The organism is Enterococcus sp. AMC1252 (assembly GCF_058216515.1).
Map to the genome: position 1 here is coordinate 3,344,158 of NZ_CM177097.1, position 22,808 is coordinate 3,366,965.

17 protein-coding genes are annotated in these 22,808 nt (G+C 37.0%); 3 read left to right on the top strand and 14 right to left on the bottom strand.

Going from position 1 to position 22,808, the window contains the following annotated elements; all coding sequences use genetic code 11:
* Positions 1-62: 62 nt before the first annotated feature.
* A complete protein-coding gene (locus tag AC4BB5_RS15850; RefSeq protein WP_490457032.1) occupies positions 63-449 on the bottom strand; it encodes a YbgA family protein in 387 nt (128 codons plus the stop codon).
* A gap of 189 nt (positions 450-638) precedes the next feature.
* Between AC4BB5_RS15850 and AC4BB5_RS15855 the strand changes: the two genes are divergently transcribed.
* Positions 639-2,108 (top strand): peptide MFS transporter, encoded by a 1,470-nt coding sequence (locus tag AC4BB5_RS15855; protein ID WP_490457033.1) that lies wholly within the window; start codon positions 639-641, stop codon positions 2,106-2,108.
* A gap of 56 nt (positions 2,109-2,164) precedes the next feature.
* On the opposite strand, the gene AC4BB5_RS15860 is transcribed toward AC4BB5_RS15855, so the two are convergent.
* From AC4BB5_RS15860 to AC4BB5_RS15905, 10 genes are all read right to left on the bottom strand, one after another.
* The gene (locus AC4BB5_RS15860; protein WP_490457034.1) at positions 2,165-3,328 is read right to left on the bottom strand and encodes a cation:proton antiporter; all 1,164 of its coding nucleotides are present in this window, start codon (positions 3,326-3,328) and stop codon (positions 2,165-2,167) included.
* A 142-nt stretch (positions 3,329-3,470) separates the two neighbouring features.
* Positions 3,471-4,034: an elongation factor P gene (gene efp, locus AC4BB5_RS15865; protein ID WP_490457035.1), complete on the bottom strand. Its 564-nt coding sequence runs from the start codon at positions 4,032-4,034 to the stop codon at positions 3,471-3,473.
* Between the two features lie 323 nt (positions 4,035-4,357).
* Complete coding sequence (locus tag AC4BB5_RS15870; RefSeq protein WP_490457036.1) at positions 4,358-8,569, bottom strand: MSCRAMM family protein; 4,212 nt, start codon at positions 8,567-8,569, stop codon at positions 4,358-4,360.
* 274 nt (positions 8,570-8,843) lie between these two features.
* Positions 8,844-9,797 (bottom strand): carbamate kinase, encoded by a 954-nt coding sequence (gene arcC / locus AC4BB5_RS15875; protein WP_490457037.1) that lies wholly within the window; start codon positions 9,795-9,797, stop codon positions 8,844-8,846.
* Entirely contained in the window at positions 9,794-10,270 is a 477-nt protein-coding gene (locus AC4BB5_RS15880; RefSeq protein ID WP_490457038.1) for a nucleoside deaminase, read from the bottom strand. The genes arcC and AC4BB5_RS15880 overlap by 4 nt, the downstream gene beginning before the upstream one ends.
* On the bottom strand, positions 10,267-11,709 hold the full coding sequence (locus AC4BB5_RS15885; protein WP_490457039.1) for a cytosine permease: 1,443 nt from the start codon (positions 11,707-11,709) through the stop codon (positions 10,267-10,269). Before AC4BB5_RS15885 ends, AC4BB5_RS15880 begins: the two co-directional genes overlap by 4 nt.
* A 24-nt stretch (positions 11,710-11,733) precedes the next feature.
* Positions 11,734-12,876, bottom strand: coding sequence for an ankyrin repeat domain-containing protein (locus AC4BB5_RS15890; protein ID WP_490457040.1), 1,143 nt, complete (start codon positions 12,874-12,876; stop codon positions 11,734-11,736).
* A gap of 18 nt (positions 12,877-12,894) precedes the next feature.
* Positions 12,895-14,319, bottom strand: a complete 1,425-nt coding sequence (locus tag AC4BB5_RS15895; RefSeq protein ID WP_490457041.1) for a YlbE family protein — start codon at positions 14,317-14,319, stop codon at positions 12,895-12,897.
* Positions 14,316-15,866 (bottom strand): acyl-CoA synthetase FdrA, encoded by a 1,551-nt coding sequence (fdrA, locus tag AC4BB5_RS15900; protein ID WP_490457042.1) that lies wholly within the window; start codon positions 15,864-15,866, stop codon positions 14,316-14,318. The genes AC4BB5_RS15895 and fdrA overlap by 4 nt, the downstream gene beginning before the upstream one ends.
* A gap of 12 nt (positions 15,867-15,878) precedes the next feature.
* Positions 15,879-16,787, bottom strand: a complete 909-nt coding sequence (locus AC4BB5_RS15905) for an oxamate carbamoyltransferase subunit AllH family protein (RefSeq protein WP_490457043.1) — start codon at positions 16,785-16,787, stop codon at positions 15,879-15,881.
* Between the two features lie 170 nt (positions 16,788-16,957).
* Here AC4BB5_RS15905 and AC4BB5_RS15910 point away from each other — a divergent pair, with 170 nt between their 5' ends.
* On the top strand, positions 16,958-18,634 hold the full coding sequence (locus AC4BB5_RS15910) for a PucR family transcriptional regulator (RefSeq protein ID WP_490457044.1): 1,677 nt from the start codon (positions 16,958-16,960) through the stop codon (positions 18,632-18,634).
* A gap of 96 nt (positions 18,635-18,730) precedes the next feature.
* Here AC4BB5_RS15910 and fabZ read toward each other — a convergent pair whose 3' ends face one another.
* Both fabZ and fabF read right to left on the bottom strand, forming a co-directional pair.
* Positions 18,731-19,165: a 3-hydroxyacyl-ACP dehydratase FabZ gene (fabZ, locus tag AC4BB5_RS15915; protein WP_490457045.1), complete on the bottom strand. Its 435-nt coding sequence runs from the start codon at positions 19,163-19,165 to the stop codon at positions 18,731-18,733.
* 2 nt (positions 19,166-19,167) lie between these two features.
* A complete protein-coding gene (gene fabF, locus AC4BB5_RS15920; protein ID WP_490457046.1) occupies positions 19,168-20,406 on the bottom strand; it encodes a beta-ketoacyl-ACP synthase II in 1,239 nt (412 codons plus the stop codon).
* Between the two features lie 301 nt (positions 20,407-20,707).
* Between fabF and fabI the strand changes: the two genes are divergently transcribed.
* Positions 20,708-21,460, top strand: coding sequence for an enoyl-ACP reductase FabI (fabI, locus tag AC4BB5_RS15925; RefSeq protein ID WP_490457047.1), 753 nt, complete (start codon positions 20,708-20,710; stop codon positions 21,458-21,460).
* Between the two features lie 116 nt (positions 21,461-21,576).
* Here fabI and AC4BB5_RS15930 read toward each other — a convergent pair whose 3' ends face one another.
* Positions 21,577-22,671, bottom strand: a complete 1,095-nt coding sequence (locus AC4BB5_RS15930) for an acyltransferase family protein (protein ID WP_490457048.1) — start codon at positions 22,669-22,671, stop codon at positions 21,577-21,579.
* Positions 22,672-22,808: the final 137 nt, after the last annotated feature.

The following is a 22,808-nucleotide window of genomic DNA, read 5'->3' on the forward strand; positions in this document are numbered from 1 at the left end:
GTTTTTACATAAATAACGAACTTTAAGCACTTTTCGCTATCCAAACCATTTTTTCTTTTTTTTTAGTTATTTCTTTCTGGAAAGAGTAATTTTGACTGTAATAAATAGGATTCTTGATATTTTAACGTTAGCTCTTTTAAAAATGGCAATACTTCATCTTGATCTAGAGAAAAATTTTTGATCAATTCTTCATATTTTTCCCGTTCGATTTCTGTTGCTTTGGTTTTAAAGTACCCCCAAACATGTTGATAAGCATTTACGCTATTCCCTTTTTTGCTTGGCTTAGCTAATGCATGTTGAAGGTAGCTGCGAAATGCTCGCTCCTTTTCTTCCCCCCATCCATTCGTCGCAAATAGTTTTCTGATTGCTTTATAATCTGGTTGAGATTTTGATAAAATCAAATACTTGAGTGATGCCCACTCTTGCTGTCTCTCGGTTATTATCTGCAAAAAAAGCTTCCTTTCTCTTACTAATTATGAAAAAAAAATGAATAAAAGCTCCATTATTCTTATAGTCTATTCATGAAAATTTATGATATTTAAAAGAGTAACAGTTTACAATGAGCTCTATATACTTTTTTCAGAAATTCTAGGGCAAATGAATTTTCTGAATATTAAAAAGAATTGAGGTTATTATTTATGGATGATCAGCAGTTAGACAAGTCATTTTTGGGACAGCCAAAAGGATTGTCTACACTCTTCTTCACTGAGATGTGGGAAAGATTTAGTTACTACGGTATGCGGGCAATTTTACTGTACTATATCTATGATACGGTTGCAAATGGTGGTTTAGGTTTACCAAAAGAAACTGCTTTAGCAATCATGTCGATTTACGGTTCGCTTGTTTTTATGTCCAGTATCGTTGGCGGTTGGATCTCTGACCGAGTGTTAGGTGCTAGAAAAACGGTTTTCTTCGGTGGTGTATTCATCATGGTCGGTCACATTGTTCTAGCGACACCATTTGGAATTGCCGCATTATTTCTTTCTATTCTTTTGATCGTAATTGGTACAGGGATGTTAAAACCGAATGTTTCCGGTATGGTCGGACATCTTTATTCAAAAACAGATACACGTCGTGATGCTGGTTTCTCTATTTTCTATATGGGGATCAATATGGGTGCATTATTCGCACCCTTTGTAGTTGGGACATTAGGTCAAACTTATAACTACCATATTGGTTTCTCAGCGGCTGCTTTTGGTATGTTTTTCGGTTTACTACAGTATTATCTACAAGGAAAGAAATCACTTCCTACTATCGGTTTGAAACCAACAAATCCGATTGGTACGGCAGAACGTAAAAAATTCATACACTCGCTATTGCTTGCTCTTGTTTTTGTCATCGTTCTTTTTGGCGGCGCCTTTATTATGGGACACTTAACGATTGGATTCTTTATCAATAGCGTTAGTTTCTTAGGCATTTTGCTTCCTGCCTATTATTTTATTAAGATGCTGAGTTCAAAAAATGTGACTGCCGAAGAAAAACCGAGAGTACTTGGCTACATTCCATTATTTATTGCAGGAATCGTCTTTTGGTCACTAGAAGAACAAGGTTCTTCAATTTTAGCATTATTTGCGAACGAACGTACGAATGATACATTGTTCGGTTTTTCCATTGCACCTAGCTGGTTCCAATCGTTAAACCCAATTTTTATCGTTGTCTTAACACCTATTTTCGTGACTTTATGGACAAGATTAGGGAAAAGACAACCCTCAACCGTAGTCAAATTTTCATTAGGGTTAGTCTTTGCTGGCTTATCTTTTGTTCTTTTGATGGTACCAGGATTACTGTATGGCACTGATACCAGAGTTAGTCCGTTGTGGTTATTCTTTAGCTTCTTCATTATGATCATAGGTGAAATGTGTATTTCTCCAGTTGGACTATCGATTACAACAAAACTTGCACCTAAAGCTTTTGAATCACAAACGGTTGCAATTTGGCTATTAGCGGATGCTGCTTCTCAGGCAATCAATGCACAAATCGCACGTTTTTATACACCTCAAACTGAATCAGCCTATTTTGGTATCGTTGGATTTGTGGCTGTAATCGCCGGTATTCTACTAATTCTTTCTAAAAATCCAATCAAAAAGTTAATGGGGTCAATCCACTAAAATAAAACAGTTTCCACCAAAGTTGACTGAACTTTGGTGGAAACTGTTTTTTTATTCTAATAATTAAGTTGTTTTTCCTGCTTCATGATCGTTGCTTTTAATAATAGCGGCGCAATGATCGTCGTAGCAATAATCACAATGATCACAGAGGAATAATATTCTTCTGAAAGAAAACTTGAGGTCAATCCCACTTGAGCAATGATCAATGCCATTTCACCTCTAGAAACCATTCCTGAGCCAATGATCAACGTAGAAACACCTTTAAACCCGGTAACACGCGCACCTATAGCACCACCCAATAATTTCGACAATACTGCTACTACAGTTAAGACAAGGATGAAAAGAAAATGTTTCGACATACCAGCAAACGTCATATTTAAACCAATAGAAACAAAAAACATCGGGATAAACACTGCATAGCCGATCGTTTCTAATTTCTCATCTACTCTCTTACGATAATCTGTTTGCGCAATGGCGACTCCTGCGAAAAATGCCCCAATAATTGCTCCCATATCCAACATTTCTGCAAAATAAGCAAAGCCTAAGCAAATCACTAAAGAAATAGCAGAAACAGCTTCGATTGCAATCAGCTTTTTACTCATATTCAATAGCCAAGGCACTAGCCACTTACTGGCTGCAAAGATCACGATAAAGAAAAAGACTTTCAAGAGTAAAACTTCCCACATTGGCAAACTTTCACCTGGTGTAGAGCGATTCATCAAGCTCAACATAATTCCTAAAATCAACACCACAACGATGTCATCCACAACTGCCGCACCAAGGATCGTTGCGCCCTCTTCACTATCTATCTTCTTTAGATCTTTTAACACTTGTACAGAAATACTTACAGATGTCGCACTAAAGAGGACTCCTAAAAAAATTGAATTCTGTACGGAAAACTGAAAAGCTTCACCTACGCCAAAACCCATGGCTGCAGGAAAAACAATGCCTAAAAGTGCCACCGATAGAGCCGGCCGCCAATATTTTTTTAATAACTCTAAATCACTTTCCAAGCCCGCAATAAACATTAAAATAATAACACCAATTTCAGAAAAATAATGCATAAAATCATCTGGCTTAATCCAACCCAATATAGCAGGTCCAATTAAGATTCCAACTAGTAGTTCTCCAATCACAGAAGGAATTCCAACTCGATTACAAAAGTGTCCAGCAAGTTTGGTGAATAGTAAAACTAGACACAGTGTTAATAAAAACCCCATATTTCTCTCCCTTTCTACTAAAAAAACATATAACTCATTGTACCACGGCAACTAGTTTTAGTCGTTGCGAAAAGATTATTATACTTTGAGCATACTAAAAAACTGACAAATCAATTACGACCTGTCAGCTTTATCAATTCAATTATTTTGATGCACGTTTTAAATACGTACCTTCTTGTGTATTGATTTCTAATGATTCATCTGCTTCAATAAAATCAGGAACGTTGACTACTAAGCCAGTTTCCATGATTGCTGGTTTCCCAGAACCTGAAACAGTTGCGCCTTTGATCGATGGTTGTGTTTCTTTTACTTTTAAGATAACTGTCGTTGGTAACGTAATTCCAATTACTTCTGATCCGTAAAATTGGATTTTTACTTCCATATTTTCTAAAAGATATTTTAATTCTTCTTCGATTACAGAAGTAGGGATTTCGTATTGCTCATACGTTTCTAAATCCATGAAATTAGCTGTATCATCTTGGCTATATAGATATTGTACAGGTTTATTTTCGATAAACGCTTTTTTCACTTTATCATCTGGACGCATTGTAGTATCTGTTGTTGTTCCTGTACGAACATCTTTTAATTTCATACGCATAACCGTATTTCCTTTACCAGGCTTGTGGTGACTAGCATCCATTACGCGGATTAATTTACCGTCTTGTTCAAAAGTCATGCCTGCTTTAAGATCACTTACTGCTATCATGTTGTTTTCTCCTCTTTCTTTAAGGTTCGATCTGATCGAAACGTTAGTGTCGTGCCTCTATGTCTAGATTGCTTTGCTTCTCTATTAGAGATACTTCTTAAAAAAATTCTTCTCAACCATTGTAGCAGATTACAAGCGGATATTCTAGAGAATACCTACTGTTTGAGTCCATTTTTTGTTGAGAAACGGCAGAAAGTTGATTTTGGTCACAAAAAGATGCTAGGACATAACTCTATGAGTTACATCCTAGCATCAAGGAATCCGAATAAACGGTGGGCGCAGAAGCAACCTCTTTTTACGATCCGTTATTTCTGAATGACTAATCAGTACTTCAGATGATTCTTGTTCTCCTCTCTATAGACTCGTTTTGAAAACAACAGCAATATGAATAGGAGTATCATCATGTAACCTAAATTAAATAACGTCATGATTTCATCGCTACCAGTTGCAGGCAATGTTCTTTTTGGGTAATTGTTTCCAGATTCTTTTTTATTCATGCTTTGAGGAGCTGTCATTAGTTTCGTTTTTTTAGTATTTTCTTTTGTGACTTGAACCATTTCAAGAGATACTGTGATTTCAAATGTCACTGGTGCTGTATCCATTTCATAATCCGCAGGTGCAGCTGTTTCTACGAAGCGATATTTTCCTATAGGTAAACTTGTCATTATTTTTCCATTTGAATCGGTTATTAGTTTTTCTTTTAGGATAGTTCCGTCAGACTTTTCTAAGCGGAATTCAGCACCTGATAACGTTTCTTTTGTTGTACGATCTATTTTTGTTAATTCAACCGTTCCTAACGTCGATAGATCAGCAATAGCTTGGTTTTCTTTTGAGACTGTTACTCTTGTCCCATCCACCAGCTCAAACTTTACTGGTGTCTGGTCTAGTAAATAACCTGACGGCGCTACTGTTTCTATGATTTGGTAGCTACCTAATGGTAAGTTTTCTACTACTAGCTTTCCTTCTGCATTTGTTTTCAAATCCTTATAAACTAACGTTCCATCTGCCTTCTCAAGTTGGAAAATCGCATTTTCTAAGACTTGTTTTGTACTAGCGTCTACTTTTGTCAGTTCAATTGAACCTAGCACGATAGGTTGAATAAGCAGTGGGGTATTTTCTTTGGTAACTTTTACGATTGCTTTACCTGTTAATTCAAAATTGACAGGAGTGCTATCCAATTTATAGCCTATCGGAGCCTTCGCCTCTACAAATTGATATTTACCTAACGGGAGGTTCTCCAACAGTATTTTCCCTTGTGTATCAGTTATCAACTTAGTCTCGATTATACTGCCGTCTTCTTGCTCTATCCGAAATTCAGCACCAGCTAGAGCTTGTTTTGTTATGCTGTCAATTTTGGTTAATTCAATTGAACCTAAGGTCTTTTCTGAATAGACGCCCATATTGATACGATGAGAAACAGTATCAGGTGCTAAAGTGACTACCGCACAACCGTCATTCGATACGGCTTCAGCTGATACATCCGTCGCTATCACCTCTTCTGTGCTTTGCTGATATTCAGAAATAACATCGCCTTCTTTGGTTTTTATGCGAATCTGATAATCTCCTCTAGATGGAATTGTTGTAAATTTATATTCCCCATTACTATCTGTCAAGGTCGTTAACACAGGTTCTACCAACTCACTCTGCGTTAACTCCACTTCATAGCCTACTAAAAATTGCTCATTTGAATCTTTTTGACTATTTTTATTACGGTCATTAAAGACAGAACCTGTAACTTTATAGGCTGTTACTGGGATTTCTGACGCTCGTGATTCTACCCAGTTTTTATTATTTGTTGTTACAGTAAATGTATTGACCATTTTATCGTTATTAGCGATTGATTCATCAATCGGTACCTTGGTAGGGAATGTAAAAGCAGCTTCCTGATTTTTTTCCAAGACTTCTCCGTCATTTAAGACAACTTTTATCATCGTGACCTGATTGTAATTAATTGTTTCTCCCAGAAGCCACGTAGCAGACTCGGCATTTTCTGACATTAATTTGGAGGGTTTATCATAAGAATAATAAACTGTGTACTCTTTTGGACCCGTCACCGGCCCTTCTAAAAGATACCCTAAATCAGACCCCCTTGGATAATGTTCGCCATCTGTACCTATTGTCGCGCTTAAATCTCCAACATGTGGTAATACATTGATCCCGACCAATTGAGTAATCTCTTGATGGCTATAGTTCATAACAGATATCTTTTGTTGAAAATGGCTACCTTGATCGACGGGTTCTGTCCTACCATTAATAAAACCTTGTTCCTCGTTGATTGACGCCGCTGTATCAATGAATAAGCTACTTGGCGGTACTAATCTAATTGGATTGGAATGACTTAGCAGTTCTTGTTTATCCATATCTGCGCTAAGTAATTGATAAGGATCAGACTCAGTCACTTTATAGTACTCCTTGTTCCCATATTGCGCCATTTTGATTCCATCATCACCATTATTCTTATACGTTAAAAATGATTCGATATCTTGAGTTCCATACTTAGCTGAGTTATTAAATTTAAAGGACAACTTTAAAGAGTTCAAACTAAACATATTATTAAAATCAGCTAATCCCCATTCTTCTTTTGGCTGGATAATCAATGCATTTTTACCAGTATTCTGAAAGTTTCTTTCTTCAGTGCAGAGTGCATCATCACCATCATAATCAAAATTGGCTAGCTCTAATCCTCTTGGCAAGATAAAGTATAATTTAGGATCGACCAGCTTAGGATCTGTTATATCATCTACAGCACTCCAAAACTCGACTTGAAACTTTTCACCAATAAAAACATTAGTCTTAGGTTGCATATAAGCAAGCCTTAGTTTATTTGTCGGTTTTATCGTTACAACGTTACCATAATCAGTAGTTGTAGCTTCTGTGCCTTTTGAATCACTGTAGTAAACAATAGCTGCGTTGTACGCATAATGACTACTTTCCAGATTCTCCTTTAAGTATTGCCAATACTCTGGACTTCTTTTTGCTGTGCACATCAACTCTACAGCATCGGATGATTCTTTAAGTTCCACTGCTGTATCAAACTCAATGTAAAAGGAAGTAAATGCCTTTCCTTCTGCTAAAATAAATGCTTCACTTCCTAAATTTTCTGTTATCTTAACTTTCTCACCTGCTGCCGTTATTCCATAAACGATATTCTGCTCAGTCTCAGTGATTCCTGCTGATTTGTTTAACCAAATAGACGTCAAGACAAAGGGATTAACCTCATTGATTAGAGTAGGTTTGTCTTCTATTTTTTTCAAAAATATACTGCCTTTTTTTCCATTATGACCAGCTTTGATTGTTGTGACAAATTCCTTATCTTTATTTTCATCTGTATAATATCTATGATTATTATCTGCCCAATTCATCAACTTCCAGCTTGTGGCACCAACACCGACAACACTAAACTTTTTTTGTTTGATCGAACTTTCCTCAGAGAGTCTTGCCTCAATTTGTTCATTTTCATTCAACACATTGACTGTAGCGGTAAACTTAACAGGATAATCCGCCGTATTCACATAAACATTTTGATACCTCACTTTAAATGATGTATATACACTACCCTTTGCAGCTAATTTCCTGCTGATTGAATGTTTTTCAGCATTATAGATCCATTCAGGATCATTGTCTTCTGTTTTAAAAATCATGTTCTCCTGTAAAGCAATTTCAACTTGTGATTCACCTGGATCTTGACCCAAGCTTCCTCTTTCATACACAGAAAAATCTATCTCATCGATAAATTCCGAGCTTATCAAACCTGTATTATCAACATACTCGTGTGATATTGGAAAAGGTATGGGTGAATAGCTAAAACTAATCGTTCTATTTAAAGTAATGGCCTCTAACTCAAGTGAATCTTCCGCTAACTTCGTCCCTTTTTCATCATAAAGAATCTGATTGATTGGCACTTTCGTTCCATAATGTAACTCTCTGGAACGAAATTTCACTCTAAAAGGAATTGCTAAATCCATCCCTGTATGAATATTATCTAACGTAATATCCAAATAAATATTTTCATCATCTTCTGAAAGCTCCCTGCTTACGGGAAAAGTTACCGCATCAGAAACTTCACCAAAATATTCAAAATATTTTTTAGCTAACACAATTCTAATTTTAACTTGCTTTGATGGAAAATAACCGCCAGAAATTCCGAATTTCGAGTAAAGAATGACTTCTTCTCCAGTCAAATAATCCAATTTAGGCGTTCCATCGTCATTAAATAGCTCTGGATAAAAATCGGTTATAAGTCCATAATTCTTAACTTCAGATTTCTCTTCTTCTACAACAGCTGTTGCTCGCTCTTCACTTTCAATTTTTTCCTCGTCTATAGCTATGATTGTTCTATCAACAGTACGTTCTTCTTCTGAGATTACAGAACTTGACTCTTCTAGCTCGTTGGATTCACTTATTTTATTATCTTCTTCTTCACTTGCCATTGTTTGAATTGATTCGTCTTGTGCATAAGCAACTACAACCTGTCTAAACATACCAACAATATCTATTACTTGCACCAACAAAAGTAATAAAACTAAAAAATTCATTATTTTCCTCTTCATATAAAAACTCCTTGTCTAAAAGATATAAATATATTATATCACAAAAATATTTAATTTTAACTTATTTTTATATTTTTTTTACATAGATTATACATACAACTTATAAATTAGTTTAAAACATAGCTTTTCAGCCGTGTTAATTATAAAAGGTGACTAGGACATAACTCTACGAGTCACATCCCAGTCACCTAGAATCCAAATAAATGTTTCTAACAAACCTCTTTTAATTCCTCAATTTGTTTTCACTTGTAACCATATGTTAGATACCCATTGGATTATCCTGTGTGATTATTGTCCCCTTAACTTTTCCCATAGTTTCCTTTAGACTTTCTAAAGATGTAATCACAGCTCTATTCATTGGCTTGATCTTGACAAACTGAACTGCTGCCTCAATTTTCGGCAACATGCTACCTGGAGCGAATTGTCCTTCCTTGATATATTGTTCGATTTCAGAAACCCTGACGGTTTCTAAAGCTTTTTGATTTGGCTGATTGTAATTAACAAAGACATTTTCTACACCAGTTAAAATAATCAAAGTATCCGCATCGATCAACTCCGCCATTTTTTCTGCCGCAAGATCTTTATCAATAACAGCTTCAATTCCTCTTAATTCGTTTCCTAAATAAGTAACTGGGATACCTCCACCACCGCCTGCAACTGTCACCACACCATTTTCTAAAAGTGTTTGAATGGTTTGGCTCTCTTTGATTGTCATTGGTTTGGGTGATGGAACAACTTTACGAAAACCTCTCCCTGCATCTTCCGTGTATAAAGCATCAGAGTTCTTCATTAAATTTTGTGCCTCAGTTTCTGTTAAAAACGGTCCTATTGGTTTGCTCGGATGAGCAAAGCCTTCATCGTTCAATGACACTTCAACTTGGGTCATGATAGCTACAACATTTCGCTCTATTTTTCTTTTTTCAAACGCATTGGTTAACGCATTGACCAACCAATAACCAATACTGCCTTCTGTCATAGCCACACACGTATCTAGGGGCATTGCTGGATTTTCTTCTGAATCAGCTTTAGCTTGTTGCAACATTATGTTCCCGACCTGAGGACCATTTCCATGAACAATCACCAATTCCATTTCATCGGTCAATAAATCTGCAAGCGATTCGGCTGTATCTTGTACGATTTTTTGTTGCGCTACTGCTGTTGGATCGCTTTCTAAAATCGCATTTCCACCTAATGCTACAACTACACGTTTCATTTCCCGCCTACTTTCTCCACATCTTTTGAATTGATTTCATCAAAAGTTTGCCATAAAGAATCACACTCTGGACATCCTCCTGTATGGATCATCGCAAGTGGTGACTGATCCGTTCCATCTAGATAGTTTCGTAAGTGCATATCCGAAAAGCCATGTTTTGCAGCGTCTTCTCTCGTATTTGAATAATAAACTGTTTTGATTCCAGCCCATAAAATGGCTCCAACACACATCGGACAAGGTTCACAAGTTGCATAAATTTCACAATCGGATAAGTCCATCGTATCTAGCTTTTTACAGGCCTCACGCACTGCAACCATTTCTGCATGAGCTGATGGATCAGTGTCTCTCATCATCGTATTACTGACTGAAACAATCACTTCTCCATTTCTAACCAAGGTTGCCCCAAATGGACCGCCAAATTTCTTTTCCATCCCAGCAACAGTTGCATCTGCTGCCATTTTCATATAATTCATGATTTTTCCCCCTTCATCACTTTACTTAAAACACTATATACAACAAACGAAAAGATCAATCCTGAAAAGAAAGCAAAGTCATTGATTGTTTTCAGCAGTGAAACTGATTGTAAGAATGCACCTGACATTGTGATCACAAAACTAGTCGCTAGGGTTATCATCGCTTTTTGGTTATAGCCTGATTTAAATGCGCCAAGATCACCGTCTTCAACATAAATATCCTCTAAATTGATCACTTGCTTATGTTCAATATAAAAACTAGCTAACATAATGCCTGCGATTGGTCCAAACATTGAACCGATAAAACTATAGAAATAAAACAATGTTGAAGCATTTTCTACTAATTTCCATGGTAAAATCATCGTACCAATAATAGCTGTTAAGACTCCCGCTTTTTTCACATCTAAGAATCTAGGAAATAATGATGACATTTGCAGCCCCGCTGGGAATAAATTACCAAAAACAACAAAGGCTAGTGCTCCCATATTCAAAGCTAGGATCAATACAAACACAGCAAATGTGTTATCGATTTTATCAAACGCATTGACAATATTGAAAATCGGTTCTCCAAAGGCAATTTGAGTTCCTGCAATCAAGCCAACACATGTAACCGCAAACAAAATATAAGAAAGAATAAAGCCTAGCGGTAAGCCAATGATCATGGCTTTCGGTGTTTTCGCTTTTTGAGTAAAGTCACCAATATTCACGATTGGGCCTGCCCAGTTTGAAACTAATGCACTGACACAGGCAATAAAAACAATCGGACTGGTTGTCGCATTTGCAGGTGAATAGGCTAAGATTGGACCAAAACCACCAGCGATTTGAATTGTCCAAACTGCCGCTCCAATAATAAAGACATACACAATTGGAGAAGACCAGTTACCAAATTTATCCAAGACTTTTGTTCCACCTAAGAATAAAGCAACCGTCACACACCAAACAATCAAATAACTAAGCATTGTTGGTGCAGGCATTCCAAGAATCCTCATTCCACTGCCGATATCCATATAATTAGGAAAAATTCGGCTAAACAAAACATCTAAAGACTGCGCACTTACCACACTTTGAGTCCCAAAGAAAACGACACCTGCAATTAAGCCGCGACATAACGATGGAATAATCGCTCCTTTCACTCCAAATACTGAACGTAGCAACATCGGAAACGGCAACCCATATTTAGCAGACGCCACACCATTTAAGACATAGAAAATTGAAACGATCACAGCAGACAACATTACAGCAGATAAAACTTGTTTCGTATTTAAACCTAGTAAGAAAAATCCCGCTACAGTCATATAAGAAAGAATATTGTGGACCGCTCCCATCCATAAAGTTACATAGTTGAAAATGCCCCAATTTTTATCTGTACCCGTTTTTGGCAGTAATTCTGCGGAATACGTCGGTGAGTCCGCAATGGCTTGTTTTTCTACTGATTCCATTGTATTTTCCTCCAATACATTTCTTTAGTTTTTTACTAACTGAAGTGATTGTGCAAGGTGTTCTGAAAATAATGGATTTGCTGGATTGAGTTCGATTGCCCGTTCCATCGCTTCGATAGCTTCTTGATGTCGCTTCAGACTACGAAGACTATTTGCTTTATGAAAATAGAAATCAACTCGTTCAGGATAGTCTTTCAACAAGTCATCCATCATTTTGACAGCTTCTTCATGACGGCCTAATTCTCTTAAAAAATTAGATTTATGATAGCGATAAAAGAAGCTTTGGTCTGTTTTGATTGCTTGATCATATATTTGCACTGCGTTGCTCATTTGCCCCATCATACGATAGCTGTTTGCAATATAGAAAGCAAATTGCTCGTCTTCTTGCCAACCTTTTTCATAATACACAATCGCCGTTGGGTAGTCTTTTAGACATTGATAGATATAACCAAGGTAATAAAGAACTTCTAAATCAGTTTGTTCTTGTGCTTCTAACACTTTTAACGCGCGCGTTAATTCACCTTTTCTTAGGTAAGTTCGTACTTCATGAAAAATCAATTCTTCGACTTCCTGCTTCTCTAAGATAGCAATCAATGGGTTGTTTTCTATTTTGTCAGCATAATCAAGAGCGTTTTTACCAGTATCATCTACTTGAGTCACATCTGCTTGATGTTGAACTAATTCACGAATCACATCTTGATATAAGAACCCTCCATCACCTAAAATTACCGCTTCTAACAACGCTGACCAACCTAAGCGATTAACATGATTGACTGGCACCCCTGCAGCCAAACACAATTGAACCGTTCTTAAATAGCCTTTTTCACTAGATGGAAGCAACGCTGTTCCACCAAAGCGATTGACTGACGCTAAATCCGCTCGCCCAGATTGAAGTATCTCACTAACTATTTCATCAAACCCATTAGCCGCAGCACAAATGAACGGAGTAAGTTGTGTATTATCACGCTGGTTCGCATCTGCACCAAATGCCAATAGTTCTTTAACTAGCATTAAATTGTTACGTTGAACCGCGAGCATCAACGGAGATCGTCCAGCTTCATCCGTTAACGAGACATCACAACCTTCATTTAATAATTGTAAAACTTGTTCCTTTTGCCCTAGCTCTACTGCTTTTAGCAGAGATTGCTTTGCTTTTACTATATCCATGATCATGCTCCTTTCTTTTTATAGTTGTTCACTAAAGGCAATGATTGCTTTTTCGAAAGCCTCCATCGGCGGATGAGTGATTCCAGCTCCGATCATACCAATCCCCGCTTCTTTATGAGCGATTGCCGTATTGATGATCGGTAATGTATTCGTTTGGATAACTTTTAAACTGTCGATCCCAGACGGAATACCCATAAAGTCTAATGTAGGGATCGTGATATTCGGATTCTCTGCAGTCGTGATTCCTTGCATTTCCATAGAAAAACGTAAGGCATCTTCGATCGTTCCACCTACTAAAGCTACGATTGCAGGCGCTGCGGCCATCGCAAAGCCACCGATTCCATAAGTTTCTGTGATTGCACTATCCCCAATATCAAGTCCAGAGTCTTCTGGTTTGTATCCTGCAAACATTGGTCCTATAACTTTTTGAGAAGGTCCAACAAACCAAGGGTTTCCTTCTACACCACTGATATGAATGCCAAATTCAGTTCCATTTCTAGCCATCGTTGTTACAACTGTGCTATAAGGAATACCTACCGCTGAATCCAGTGCTGCTTTACACATTGCCATCCAAGTCGGGCCTGAAAAATAATCACTGCTGGCAACAAAATCAAAAACTTCTTTCATTTTTTCGATTGAATGATCTGTTTGGATAATATACGGCGTTAACGCTTGGATCAGTAGGGTCGTTCCAGCATTGTTGCGATTATGACATTCATCTCCCATATGCAATGCTTGAGCTAACATATGTTTCAAATCGATTCCTTCTGTACATAATTTCATCGCATCTCTTAAAATCGGACCAAAAACATCCCTCATCCAAATCAACCGTTCGATAACACTGTCATCATTGGCGCCCATCCGTAAAATTTTTGACATCTGTTCGCTTAAATTTGTAAAAGCCAAGTTGCCATATGTTTTATTTTCCACGATATGCACATACATGGATGCAGAAGTTACCCCTGCCATTGAACCTACACTTTGATGTTCATGACACGGAGAAAATATGATTTCACCAGAAGCTGCCACATGTTCAGCATCATCTAAATCTTTTGCTAACCCTTCAAAAACTAGCGCTCCTTTGACTGCACCTTTCATCGGGCCATTCATTTTTTCCCAAGTAATCGGTGGTCCAGCATGCAAAATTGTGTTTTTAGTCATACCTGGGACAACATTGATTGCTTGATCATAGCCGATCAATGAAATTTGAGAAGAAATGATTCGATGAACTGCTTCTTCATTGGCTTTATTGATTTTTTCTAAATTTTCTGGTGTTTCAATTTTCTCTAGTGCTGCTAGAATAGCTGCTTTTCCTCGACCTGGAGGAGCCCAGTTTAAATAGGTCGCTTGTACTTGCTGCTCGATCAATTCCTCTTGGAACGTTTCGATTCCAAGAGTGATAATTATCGGTTCTTCTTTAAACAATTCAGTGATTTTGCTCATTGTTCTGCTCCTTTCACAACAAATTCTCTTGCTAATAATCCAGCATTTTGACTACTACTAGCATACGTTGCACCGATAGAGGTCAATTTTTCGACTTGTTCATTAATATTTTGTTTATCTAAATCAGTACCTAAAACGTAACCAATAATTTCTAGATGATGACCTTGTGAAGCAGCTTGTTCTTTTGCAGCTTTCATAGCTGGCACCATTACACCAACCGGATCTGGATGAGCACCATAACCTAATACAAAATCCATGAGAATCACTCCTACAGAAGGATCTGCTGCTTCTTCTATAAAACGAGCGATTCGATTGGACGGATCGATCATTGGATGCGGTTTGCCATTGGTAAACTCATCTGCACCGAAATCGATAAATGTATGCGCTCGGCTGGTATCCCCAAAATGTAAAAGGTGTTTTTCATCTGTTGCAATATTGCTATAAACATCTGAAAAGCGTTCTTTTGCAGTGAACATCGCTTCATCACAAAGTGTTCCCCCAGTAAATAAACCACGAATATACTTTTGCTCTGGATTTAATTTTTCCCGAACTTCATCGATCAAAGGAAGGTTCAACGGATGAACATCCAAACTATTTTGGTCTATCCCAGCTAAAGTTACCGCTTTCAAGGCTGCTGTTTTCGACATTTTTTCAAAGAAAATACCTTCTTCATTTTCTCGTGCTTCACTGCCAATAAACCAAATAACTACAGGTTTATGCGTTTTTCTAACTCTAGCAAGAATTTTTTCTTCTACTACTTTTGCTGGTGGTTTAGAAATCAATACGATTACTTTCGTATCTTCGTCTGCTTCTAATGCATCAATTGCATCTAACATCATTTTGCCACCAACAGCTTCACTTAGATCCCTACCACCTGTCCCAATCAGTTGAGAAATCCCTTCACCAAATTCATGGATGCGAACGCTGATTTCTTGACTACCTGTGCCAGAAGCGCCAATAATCCCAATGCTGCCTTTTCGAACATTGTTTGCAAAACATAACCCAACATTGTTAATAATCGCTGTTCCACAGTCTGGTCCCATCATCAACAAGCCCTTTTCATGCGCTAAATCTTTCAGGTTTATTTCTTCTTCTATGCTAACGTTGTCACTAAACATCATCACATGTAAATCATTGTTTAGCGCTTTTCTTGCTTCACGGGCAGCATACTGACCATTAACAGAAATCACAGCCAAATTTGATTCAGGTATAGATTTTTTCGCCATTTCGATTGTCGTGTAGCTTTCAGTCGTTTGACTGGTACTCTTTTCTTTTTTCTCAGTCATCAATGTTTCGATTTTTTTGAGTAATTCAGCGGAATCTTGTTCCTCTTTAGCATCCAAAGCGATAATTAAATCACTGGTTTGCGCTTGCGCAATTTCATCTGTAAATAGACCAACATTTTTCATCACTTCTTTATTCATTTCTGTAGCCATCGCGATAATCGCTTGATCGACACCAGCTAATTGATTTGCTTTCGTTGATAAAGCCATTAGTGATACCGAATCAATGTAGGTATTTGGTTGAATTTTGATACTGATTGTCATGAAGATTCCTCCTTAATATAAAAACGTAATGGGCTCATCCAGATCTAACGTCAACTTTATCCCAGCCAACATTCCCGTCAGCATATCCCCGCCAGACGTTGAACCGATTGCTAAAACAGCTAACATTTTCTCCTTCAAATCCTCTTCATCTTCTCCATAAAATAATTCCGTTAAGAATGAACCGATTCGCTCTCGGGCTGCTCCCTTGATTGCCCAATCTAATGTTGAAAAACTAATAATATTCGTTCTTTTTTTCATTTCATTTCGGTTGTTTAACAACCACTGTTTTAATGAATGATAAGGATAATTTGTGGTAGTAAAAATAAGAGCTAATCCAACTAAAAAATCATCGCCAGATGGTGTTAAACCCGGTCCTAAGCCAATTACTCGGTTTAACTGCTTCATTGCTTGAAATAATTGTTTTTCTTGTAAATAAGCCAACAATTGCTCAGATTCTTTCCAAAGCATTGCATGAATCATTTTCTCGTACTTTGTTGCTTTGGGGTTATTTAACAAATATCCACCATGATTTCCAGCTTGCCTCAGCCAGTCATTCAGCTGATTGACTCGTTTATGTAGCTTAGAATATTCTTGTTTCTCCGGAAATTTGATCGTTGGATAATGCCATTGATGCGCACCTTGAGTATCAATAACTGCAATTTCACCAATCACTAACTGTCCTCTTTGAGAAAAGACAGGTGTTTTCACGAGTATCTTCGGCCGATTCGAAAAAAATTTAGTTACTCTTAATGTATTGGGCGCATTGTCCAATTCGGCTGTTGCAATCGTGTATAATTCTCCAGACTCACAAATTATATTTATTGTTTGGTTAAAGGCGCTATGAATCACTCCTTTCCATTGCTTGTTTTGAATCTCAGATAAGAAATTATCAGATCCAGAAAGGGATTGGTACGTATTCATCTCATTCACTTCCTTAAATACTTATCTTCTTTACACTATTCAATTTACAACAAGAAAGCCCTTTCACATACAGATAGAGTAGCCGAATATTTTCTTTTTCAGTTGTATACTTTAACCAATTACCGTATAGTTAAAGTAACGAAATCAAGATTTAGAAAGATGGTGTATCCATGTTAACAGTCAAAAACTTCCTGCAGCTTGCTCCTTTCAAAACATTTCAATTAGTCGCAGGAAAAAAAGGGCTGGACAATACAATCACAGGGGTTAATATTTTAGATAATCCCGATGCTTCCGATTGGTTGTCTGCGGGTGAACTGCTGATTACTTCTGGATATTTTTTTAGCGAAAATGCCGAAATCCAGAGACGTTTTATCCAACGCTTTAAAGAAATCAATTGTTCTGCAATTTGTATCAAACCCCACATCTATTTAAAGGGAATTCCTGAATCCATGCGCAGATTAGCGGATGAACTTGGTTTACCACTTATAGAAATTCCTTATGGGATCGCCTTTTCAAAGATCATGAATATCGTAATGGCTGAAATTTCTGGTCGCATGAATGAACTGAATCAAGCCTCGTTAGATATTCATTCACAATTTTTTGAAATTTCTCTACATGGCGGCGGTATGAAAAAAATTGCTTCCGGCTTAGCAAAAATGGTTAATAATCCTGTTATATTAGTTGACACAGACTGGTCAGTAACCGCAGTAAGCGATCAAAACCAACCGTTGATTCAAGAAACTATCAAAAAAAACGAAGATACCTATACCTTTCCAATCCAAACAATTACAGACTTACCGACTGATTTTGAACGCATTCAAAAACCGATTACTCGCGCACTCTTTTTTGAGGAGCAAGAATACCCTTGTGTAATCATGCCTGTTTATTTTGATACCATCCACTATGGCTTTATTTTGGTTTATCAAATAGAGCGTCCGCTGACAGATCTTGATTATGTCGCTTTAGAAAATGGTTCAATGGCATTTGCATTGGAGCAAATGCGACTTTTGGAAATCGAGCGTACGGAAAATAGAATTCGTCGTGATTTTTTCGATCAATTATTATCAGGACAAATCAAGGACTTAGCTGCTTTGGCCGCTTATGATACAACGATTGATTCATCCTTAAACTATACTGTTTTGATTCTTTCCATTCAGACTATTGGCCATGAATCCAAATCGTTAATGAAAAAGAAACAGTCAGAAGATCGTTTAATGAAAAGCTTGTTATCCTCACTGACAACCTATACATCCAACCGATTTCCACATCTCCACCTATTTAGCCGTAAGAATCAGTTGGTGATACTTTTAGGAACTGATCCTAAATTAAGTGCATTAAAAACACACAATGAAGTATCCGATACAGCTGAACGAATTCGAATGCATTTGGAACAGCAAGGTCAATCTGAGCGAGATATTTTCTGCACCATTGGGTCTACTTTACCAGTTCTTGAATTATCTCAAAGCTTTGAAGAAGCAAAAAAAGTCATTCAACTCTTGGAAGATGACACTAAAGAAGAGAAGATTTATTTTTTCAACGATTTTTATTTTGATTCTTTTTTAGTTGATTCTATTTCAAAAGAACAAGGAAGAAAATTCTATTCTCATTATTTAAACACATTGTTGACTTATGATCAGGACAATAAAACCAGCTTTACTCCAACCTTGAAAACCTATCTGGCCCATCATTTAAATATCGCTACAACTTCTAGGGCCTTATTTATTCACCGAAATACATTGCTTTATCGTATTGAAAAAATCAAAGGACTGTTACCAGTAGATTTAGAACAAGAAAAAAATACCTTTGCATTACAATTGGCATTGAAATTATATGAATTGCATCACTAAAAAAGTAGACTGGAATATAGCTCTAAAAGCTATATTCCAGTCTACTTAAATACGGATAAAGTCCTCTACCTCACTATTATCGTGTGCTTCAAGCTGTTATCTGCCCACAATAAATGTCAATTCACATTCACAAACTTTTTTATCTTCAACATACGCAGTTGCTTTCCCAATCCCTACGTAATCTCTAATTTTTACGATTTCAAAATGTAACTTTAAGACATCTCCTGGAACTACTTTTTGGCGGAACTTCGCTTTATTGATTCCACCGATATAGGCTGTTTCGCCTTTAAATTTATCCATTTTTAAAATCAAGATCGAACCTACTTGCGCTAAGGCTTCAATAATCAAAACTCCTGGCATTGTTGGGTTTCCAGGGAAATGTCCTTGGAAAAATTCTTCATTGATCGTCACGTTTTTTGTGGCAATGATTTTTTTATCTGTAATGATTTCATCCACATAATCGATAAAGCAAATCGGGTAACGGTTCGGAATCATTTCCATAATTTCTGTTGCATTCATTAATCTTGTCATTGTTAGTTTTCCTCCCATTTCTTCATACAAATAACGCCGTTATGTCCGCCAAAGCCGAATGAATTACTGATTGCATATTCTGCTTGTACGGGGCGTGAACCATCTGTTACATAATCTAAATCACATTCTGGATCCGCTACTTCATAGCCTACTGTAGGATGCGCAACACCTTCTTGTAATGTCTTCACACAGGCAATTGCTTCAATCCCTCCAGCTGCTCCTAAAAGATGTCCTGTCATACTTTTAGTGCTAGAAATCGGAATATCATAAGCACGATCACCAAATACACGTTTTAAAGCTGCTGTTTCAGCTGCATCGTTAGCTGGTGTTGAAGTTCCATGTGCATTGACATAGCCAACATCAGTTGCAGTGATCTCAGCTTCTGCTAAAGCTAACTCAATTGCATCGGCTGCACCGCTCCCATCTTTTAATGGCGCCGTCATATGACTAGCATCACAGTTACTTCCGTAACCTACGATTTCACCTAGAATAGTTGCACCACGTTTTTGAGCATGTTCAAGTTCTTCCAGCATTAACATGCCAGCTCCTTCACCCATTACAAAACCATGTCTTTCTTTATCAAAAGGAATCGATGCTCTAGTTGGATCTTCTGTTGTATTCAATGCGCTCAAAGCAGCAAAACCAGCAATTCCAATTTCGCAAATCGTCGCTTCCGTCCCTCCTGTGATCATCATATCAGCTAAACCATATTTGATTGTACGGAAGGCTTCACCGATAGCATTTGTTGCTGAGGCACAGGCCGTGACAATTGTTTGAGATGGTCCTTTAGCACCTAATTTAATGGAAATGTTCCCTGATGCCATATTGGCGATCACCATCGGAACAAAAAAAGGTGTCACTCGTTTTGCTCCTTTTTTATCCATAACTCTGACTTGATCTTGTAATGTCGTCATCCCGCCAATTCCGCTGCCTACGATAACGCCAAAACGCTTTGGATCGATCGTTTCCTTTGTCAGACCACTCATATTCCAGGCTTCCATCGCAGCAACTAGACCATATTGCGAAAATAAATCCATTCGTTTTTGCTCTTTGCGATCTAGAACCTCGCTTGGATCGAAGTCTTTCACTTCACCCGCAAGTGCCACACCTGTATCTTCAGAATCAAACTTAGTGATTTTAGCGATTCCTAATTTTCCATTGACTAAATTTTGCCAATACTCTTTTACTGTGTTTCCTAAAGGAGTCACCGCTCCCATCCCTGTTATTACAACTCGTTTCATCGTGCACCTCCGCTATTGTTTTGACTATCAAATTAAAAAAAACTTGCTTAAACAACACTTTTTTGTTTAAAATTAAGTAAAATAGTTTGACTTTCAAAGTATTTTGGTTAATAATTCAGACATCCGATAAAATGTCTGTATGGGTGTCGTTTATCAATTTAGAGAATTTTATTATCATTCTCAAACAGATAATACCAGTTGCAATTTTATCCGTCAACTTAAATAAAATCATATATTGAGATTTTATTAAGATGTGAGAGTCTTTTCACATACTAAAATAATTATAAAAGGGGAAAATCATATGTTTTTAAAAAATAAAAAAGTCGTCGTGATGGGCGTAGCGAACAAAAGAAGTATTGCTTGGGGATGTGCTAAAGCACTAAAAGAGCAAGGTGCTGATATTATTTACACATACCAAAACGAACGCATGAAAAAACAATTATTAAAATTAGCTGAACCAACAGATTTACTTGTTGAATGTGATGTCGCATCTGACGAATCGATTGCCAAAGCATTCCAAACGATCCAAGAAAAGTACGACAAAATCGATGGTTTAGTTCACGCAATTGCTTTTGCTAACAAAGAAGAATTAGACGGAAATGTTAGTGATATCAGCCGTTCTGGTTTCCTATTGGCTCAAGATATCAGCAGCTACTCACTTTTAGCTGTTGCACATCATGCAAAGCCAATGCTAAATCCAGGTTCTGGGATTGTTACTATGACTTACCTAGGATCTGAAAGAGCTATTCCGAATTATAACATGATGGGAATCGCAAAAGCTTCTCTAGAAACAGCTGTAAAATATTTAGCTTATGAATTTGCTGCAGACAAAATCCGAGTGAACGGGATTTCAGCAGGCGCCATCAAAACCCTTGCCGTTACAGGCGTAAAAGATTACGATCAATTGATCAAAATATCAGAAGACCGTACCCCTGATAAAGCTGGTGTCACGATTGAGGAAGTCGGTAATACTTGTGCCTTTCTAGTTAGTGAACTTGCGGCTGGTATTGTAGGTGATATTATTTATGTGGATAAAGGTGTTCACCTTACTTAAAAAAGACTTATTTTGAATAAATAATTTTTTCTCACTCTTTATGCATGTTTAGAGTGCGGAACAAAACTAAAAACCAGTTTTGTTCCGCACTCCTTATCTTTTTACGTCTATCTATGTTAAATAAACTTTTGTATATAGCTATGATTTACTTTTAACATCAGTTGTAAATCAAAATAATAGTATGGTAATTGCTGAGTTAATGTGATCACTAATGAGCTCAATAAATGCGTTGCGACCAAAGTCACAATTAACTGTAGCCAACTATTAGCAAAAAAATCATAACTGTGCACCAAATTCTGTGTCCACAAAATACATAATGGATGAATGAAGAAATAGTACTTTCCTAAATCTCTCAATCGTTTTACATTGATTTTCTCTTCCACGTTTATAAATAAGCTCCAACAGAAAAGGCAGCTAGTAAAAGGAACAAGCATCCACATAAAGTTCTTATCGATTCCAACATTAGAATAAACGATAATTCCTTCACCTATCAAAAGAACCCCGGTCAATACAACCAACACTCCTAAGTACTTCTGATAACGAATAACCTTTTCCCGATAATCCCATAAGAAAAAACCAAGCGCTACAAAAATAAAGGCAAAAAACAAACCATTACGAGTTGTAACAAACAAGCTCATATACTGATCAAAAAATGCTTTCAACTGTCCATCTCCAATATAAGCATAGTAGGTTTCCAGCGAGCCAAAAGCATACATAAGCGCAGCTATACTGAACAAAACAATATACCCTGTTTTTTTAAGTATCCATTGGACACTGATAATCCCAAATATCGCTGCTGGGATGTACCAAAGATGGTAGTAAGTTCCTGTATAAAACAAACCCGCCACTAAAGCGACTGGATACAATACTGGACTAAGCGAATAGTTTTGTTGAATCCACATGAAACCAACTGGTAAATAAATCAGACTCCAAAACAAATATGATTTTGCTAATGATTTTATATACTGTTTTATGTAATCGGCAGATTGATTCTGTCCTCGTCTAACAAAATAGCTTGTTGAAATTAAAAAAAAGGGAACTGCAAATCGACACAAAACATTCTTAAATAAATGATTGATTGCAGGATCTTGAAAAACTCTCTCACAATGAAAGCAAATAACCAAAATCGCCGCTGCATATTTGACTAAATCAATCCCCTTTGTATTTATCTGTTTTTCATCTATCAACCTGTTGATACTTTTCATCCCCATACCAATACCCACTTCCTACTTTAGTCCTCTTAACTTTTATTATAGCAAAGCACATTTTTTAATTTATCGGTACTAAGGCTGATTTTTTAATACTACTTAAGTAACAGCATCCACTTATCAGCTTTCAAAAACTCTGT

Excerpts from the sequence above, each read along its gene's own strand:
- AC4BB5_RS15855 (WP_490457033.1), top strand. The coding sequence starts at position 639 with ATGGATGATCAGCAGTTAGACAAGTCATTTTTGGGACAGCCAAAAGGA.
- AC4BB5_RS15895 (WP_490457041.1), bottom strand. The coding sequence starts at position 14,319 with ATGAGCAAAATCACTGAATTGTTTAAAGAAGAACCGATAATTATCACT.
- AC4BB5_RS15930 (WP_490457048.1), bottom strand. The coding sequence starts at position 22,671 with ATGGGGATGAAAAGTATCAACAGGTTGATAGATGAAAAACAGATAAAT.
- AC4BB5_RS15885 (WP_490457039.1), bottom strand. The coding sequence starts at position 11,709 with ATGGAATCAGTAGAAAAACAAGCCATTGCGGACTCACCGACGTATTCC.
- AC4BB5_RS15910 (WP_490457044.1), top strand. The coding sequence starts at position 16,958 with ATGTTAACAGTCAAAAACTTCCTGCAGCTTGCTCCTTTCAAAACATTT.
- fabI (WP_490457047.1), top strand. The coding sequence starts at position 20,708 with ATGTTTTTAAAAAATAAAAAAGTCGTCGTGATGGGCGTAGCGAACAAA.
- AC4BB5_RS15905 (WP_490457043.1), bottom strand. The coding sequence starts at position 16,787 with ATGAATACGTACCAATCCCTTTCTGGATCTGATAATTTCTTATCTGAG.
- AC4BB5_RS15890 (WP_490457040.1), bottom strand. The coding sequence starts at position 12,876 with ATGGATATAGTAAAAGCAAAGCAATCTCTGCTAAAAGCAGTAGAGCTA.
- AC4BB5_RS15880 (WP_490457038.1), bottom strand. The coding sequence starts at position 10,270 with ATGAATTATATGAAAATGGCAGCAGATGCAACTGTTGCTGGGATGGAA.
- efp (WP_490457035.1), bottom strand. The coding sequence starts at position 4,034 with ATGATAGCAGTAAGTGATCTTAAAGCAGGCATGACTTTTGAACAAGAC.
- arcC (WP_490457037.1), bottom strand. The coding sequence starts at position 9,797 with ATGAAACGTGTAGTTGTAGCATTAGGTGGAAATGCGATTTTAGAAAGC.
- fdrA (WP_490457042.1), bottom strand. The coding sequence starts at position 15,866 with ATGACAATCAGTATCAAAATTCAACCAAATACCTACATTGATTCGGTA.
- fabZ (WP_490457045.1), bottom strand. The coding sequence starts at position 19,165 with ATGACAAGATTAATGAATGCAACAGAAATTATGGAAATGATTCCGAAC.
- AC4BB5_RS15870 (WP_490457036.1), bottom strand. The coding sequence starts at position 8,569 with ATGAATTTTTTAGTTTTATTACTTTTGTTGGTGCAAGTAATAGATATT.
- AC4BB5_RS15860 (WP_490457034.1), bottom strand. The coding sequence starts at position 3,328 with ATGGGGTTTTTATTAACACTGTGTCTAGTTTTACTATTCACCAAACTT.
- fabF (WP_490457046.1), bottom strand. The coding sequence starts at position 20,406 with ATGAAACGAGTTGTAATAACAGGGATGGGAGCGGTGACTCCTTTAGGA.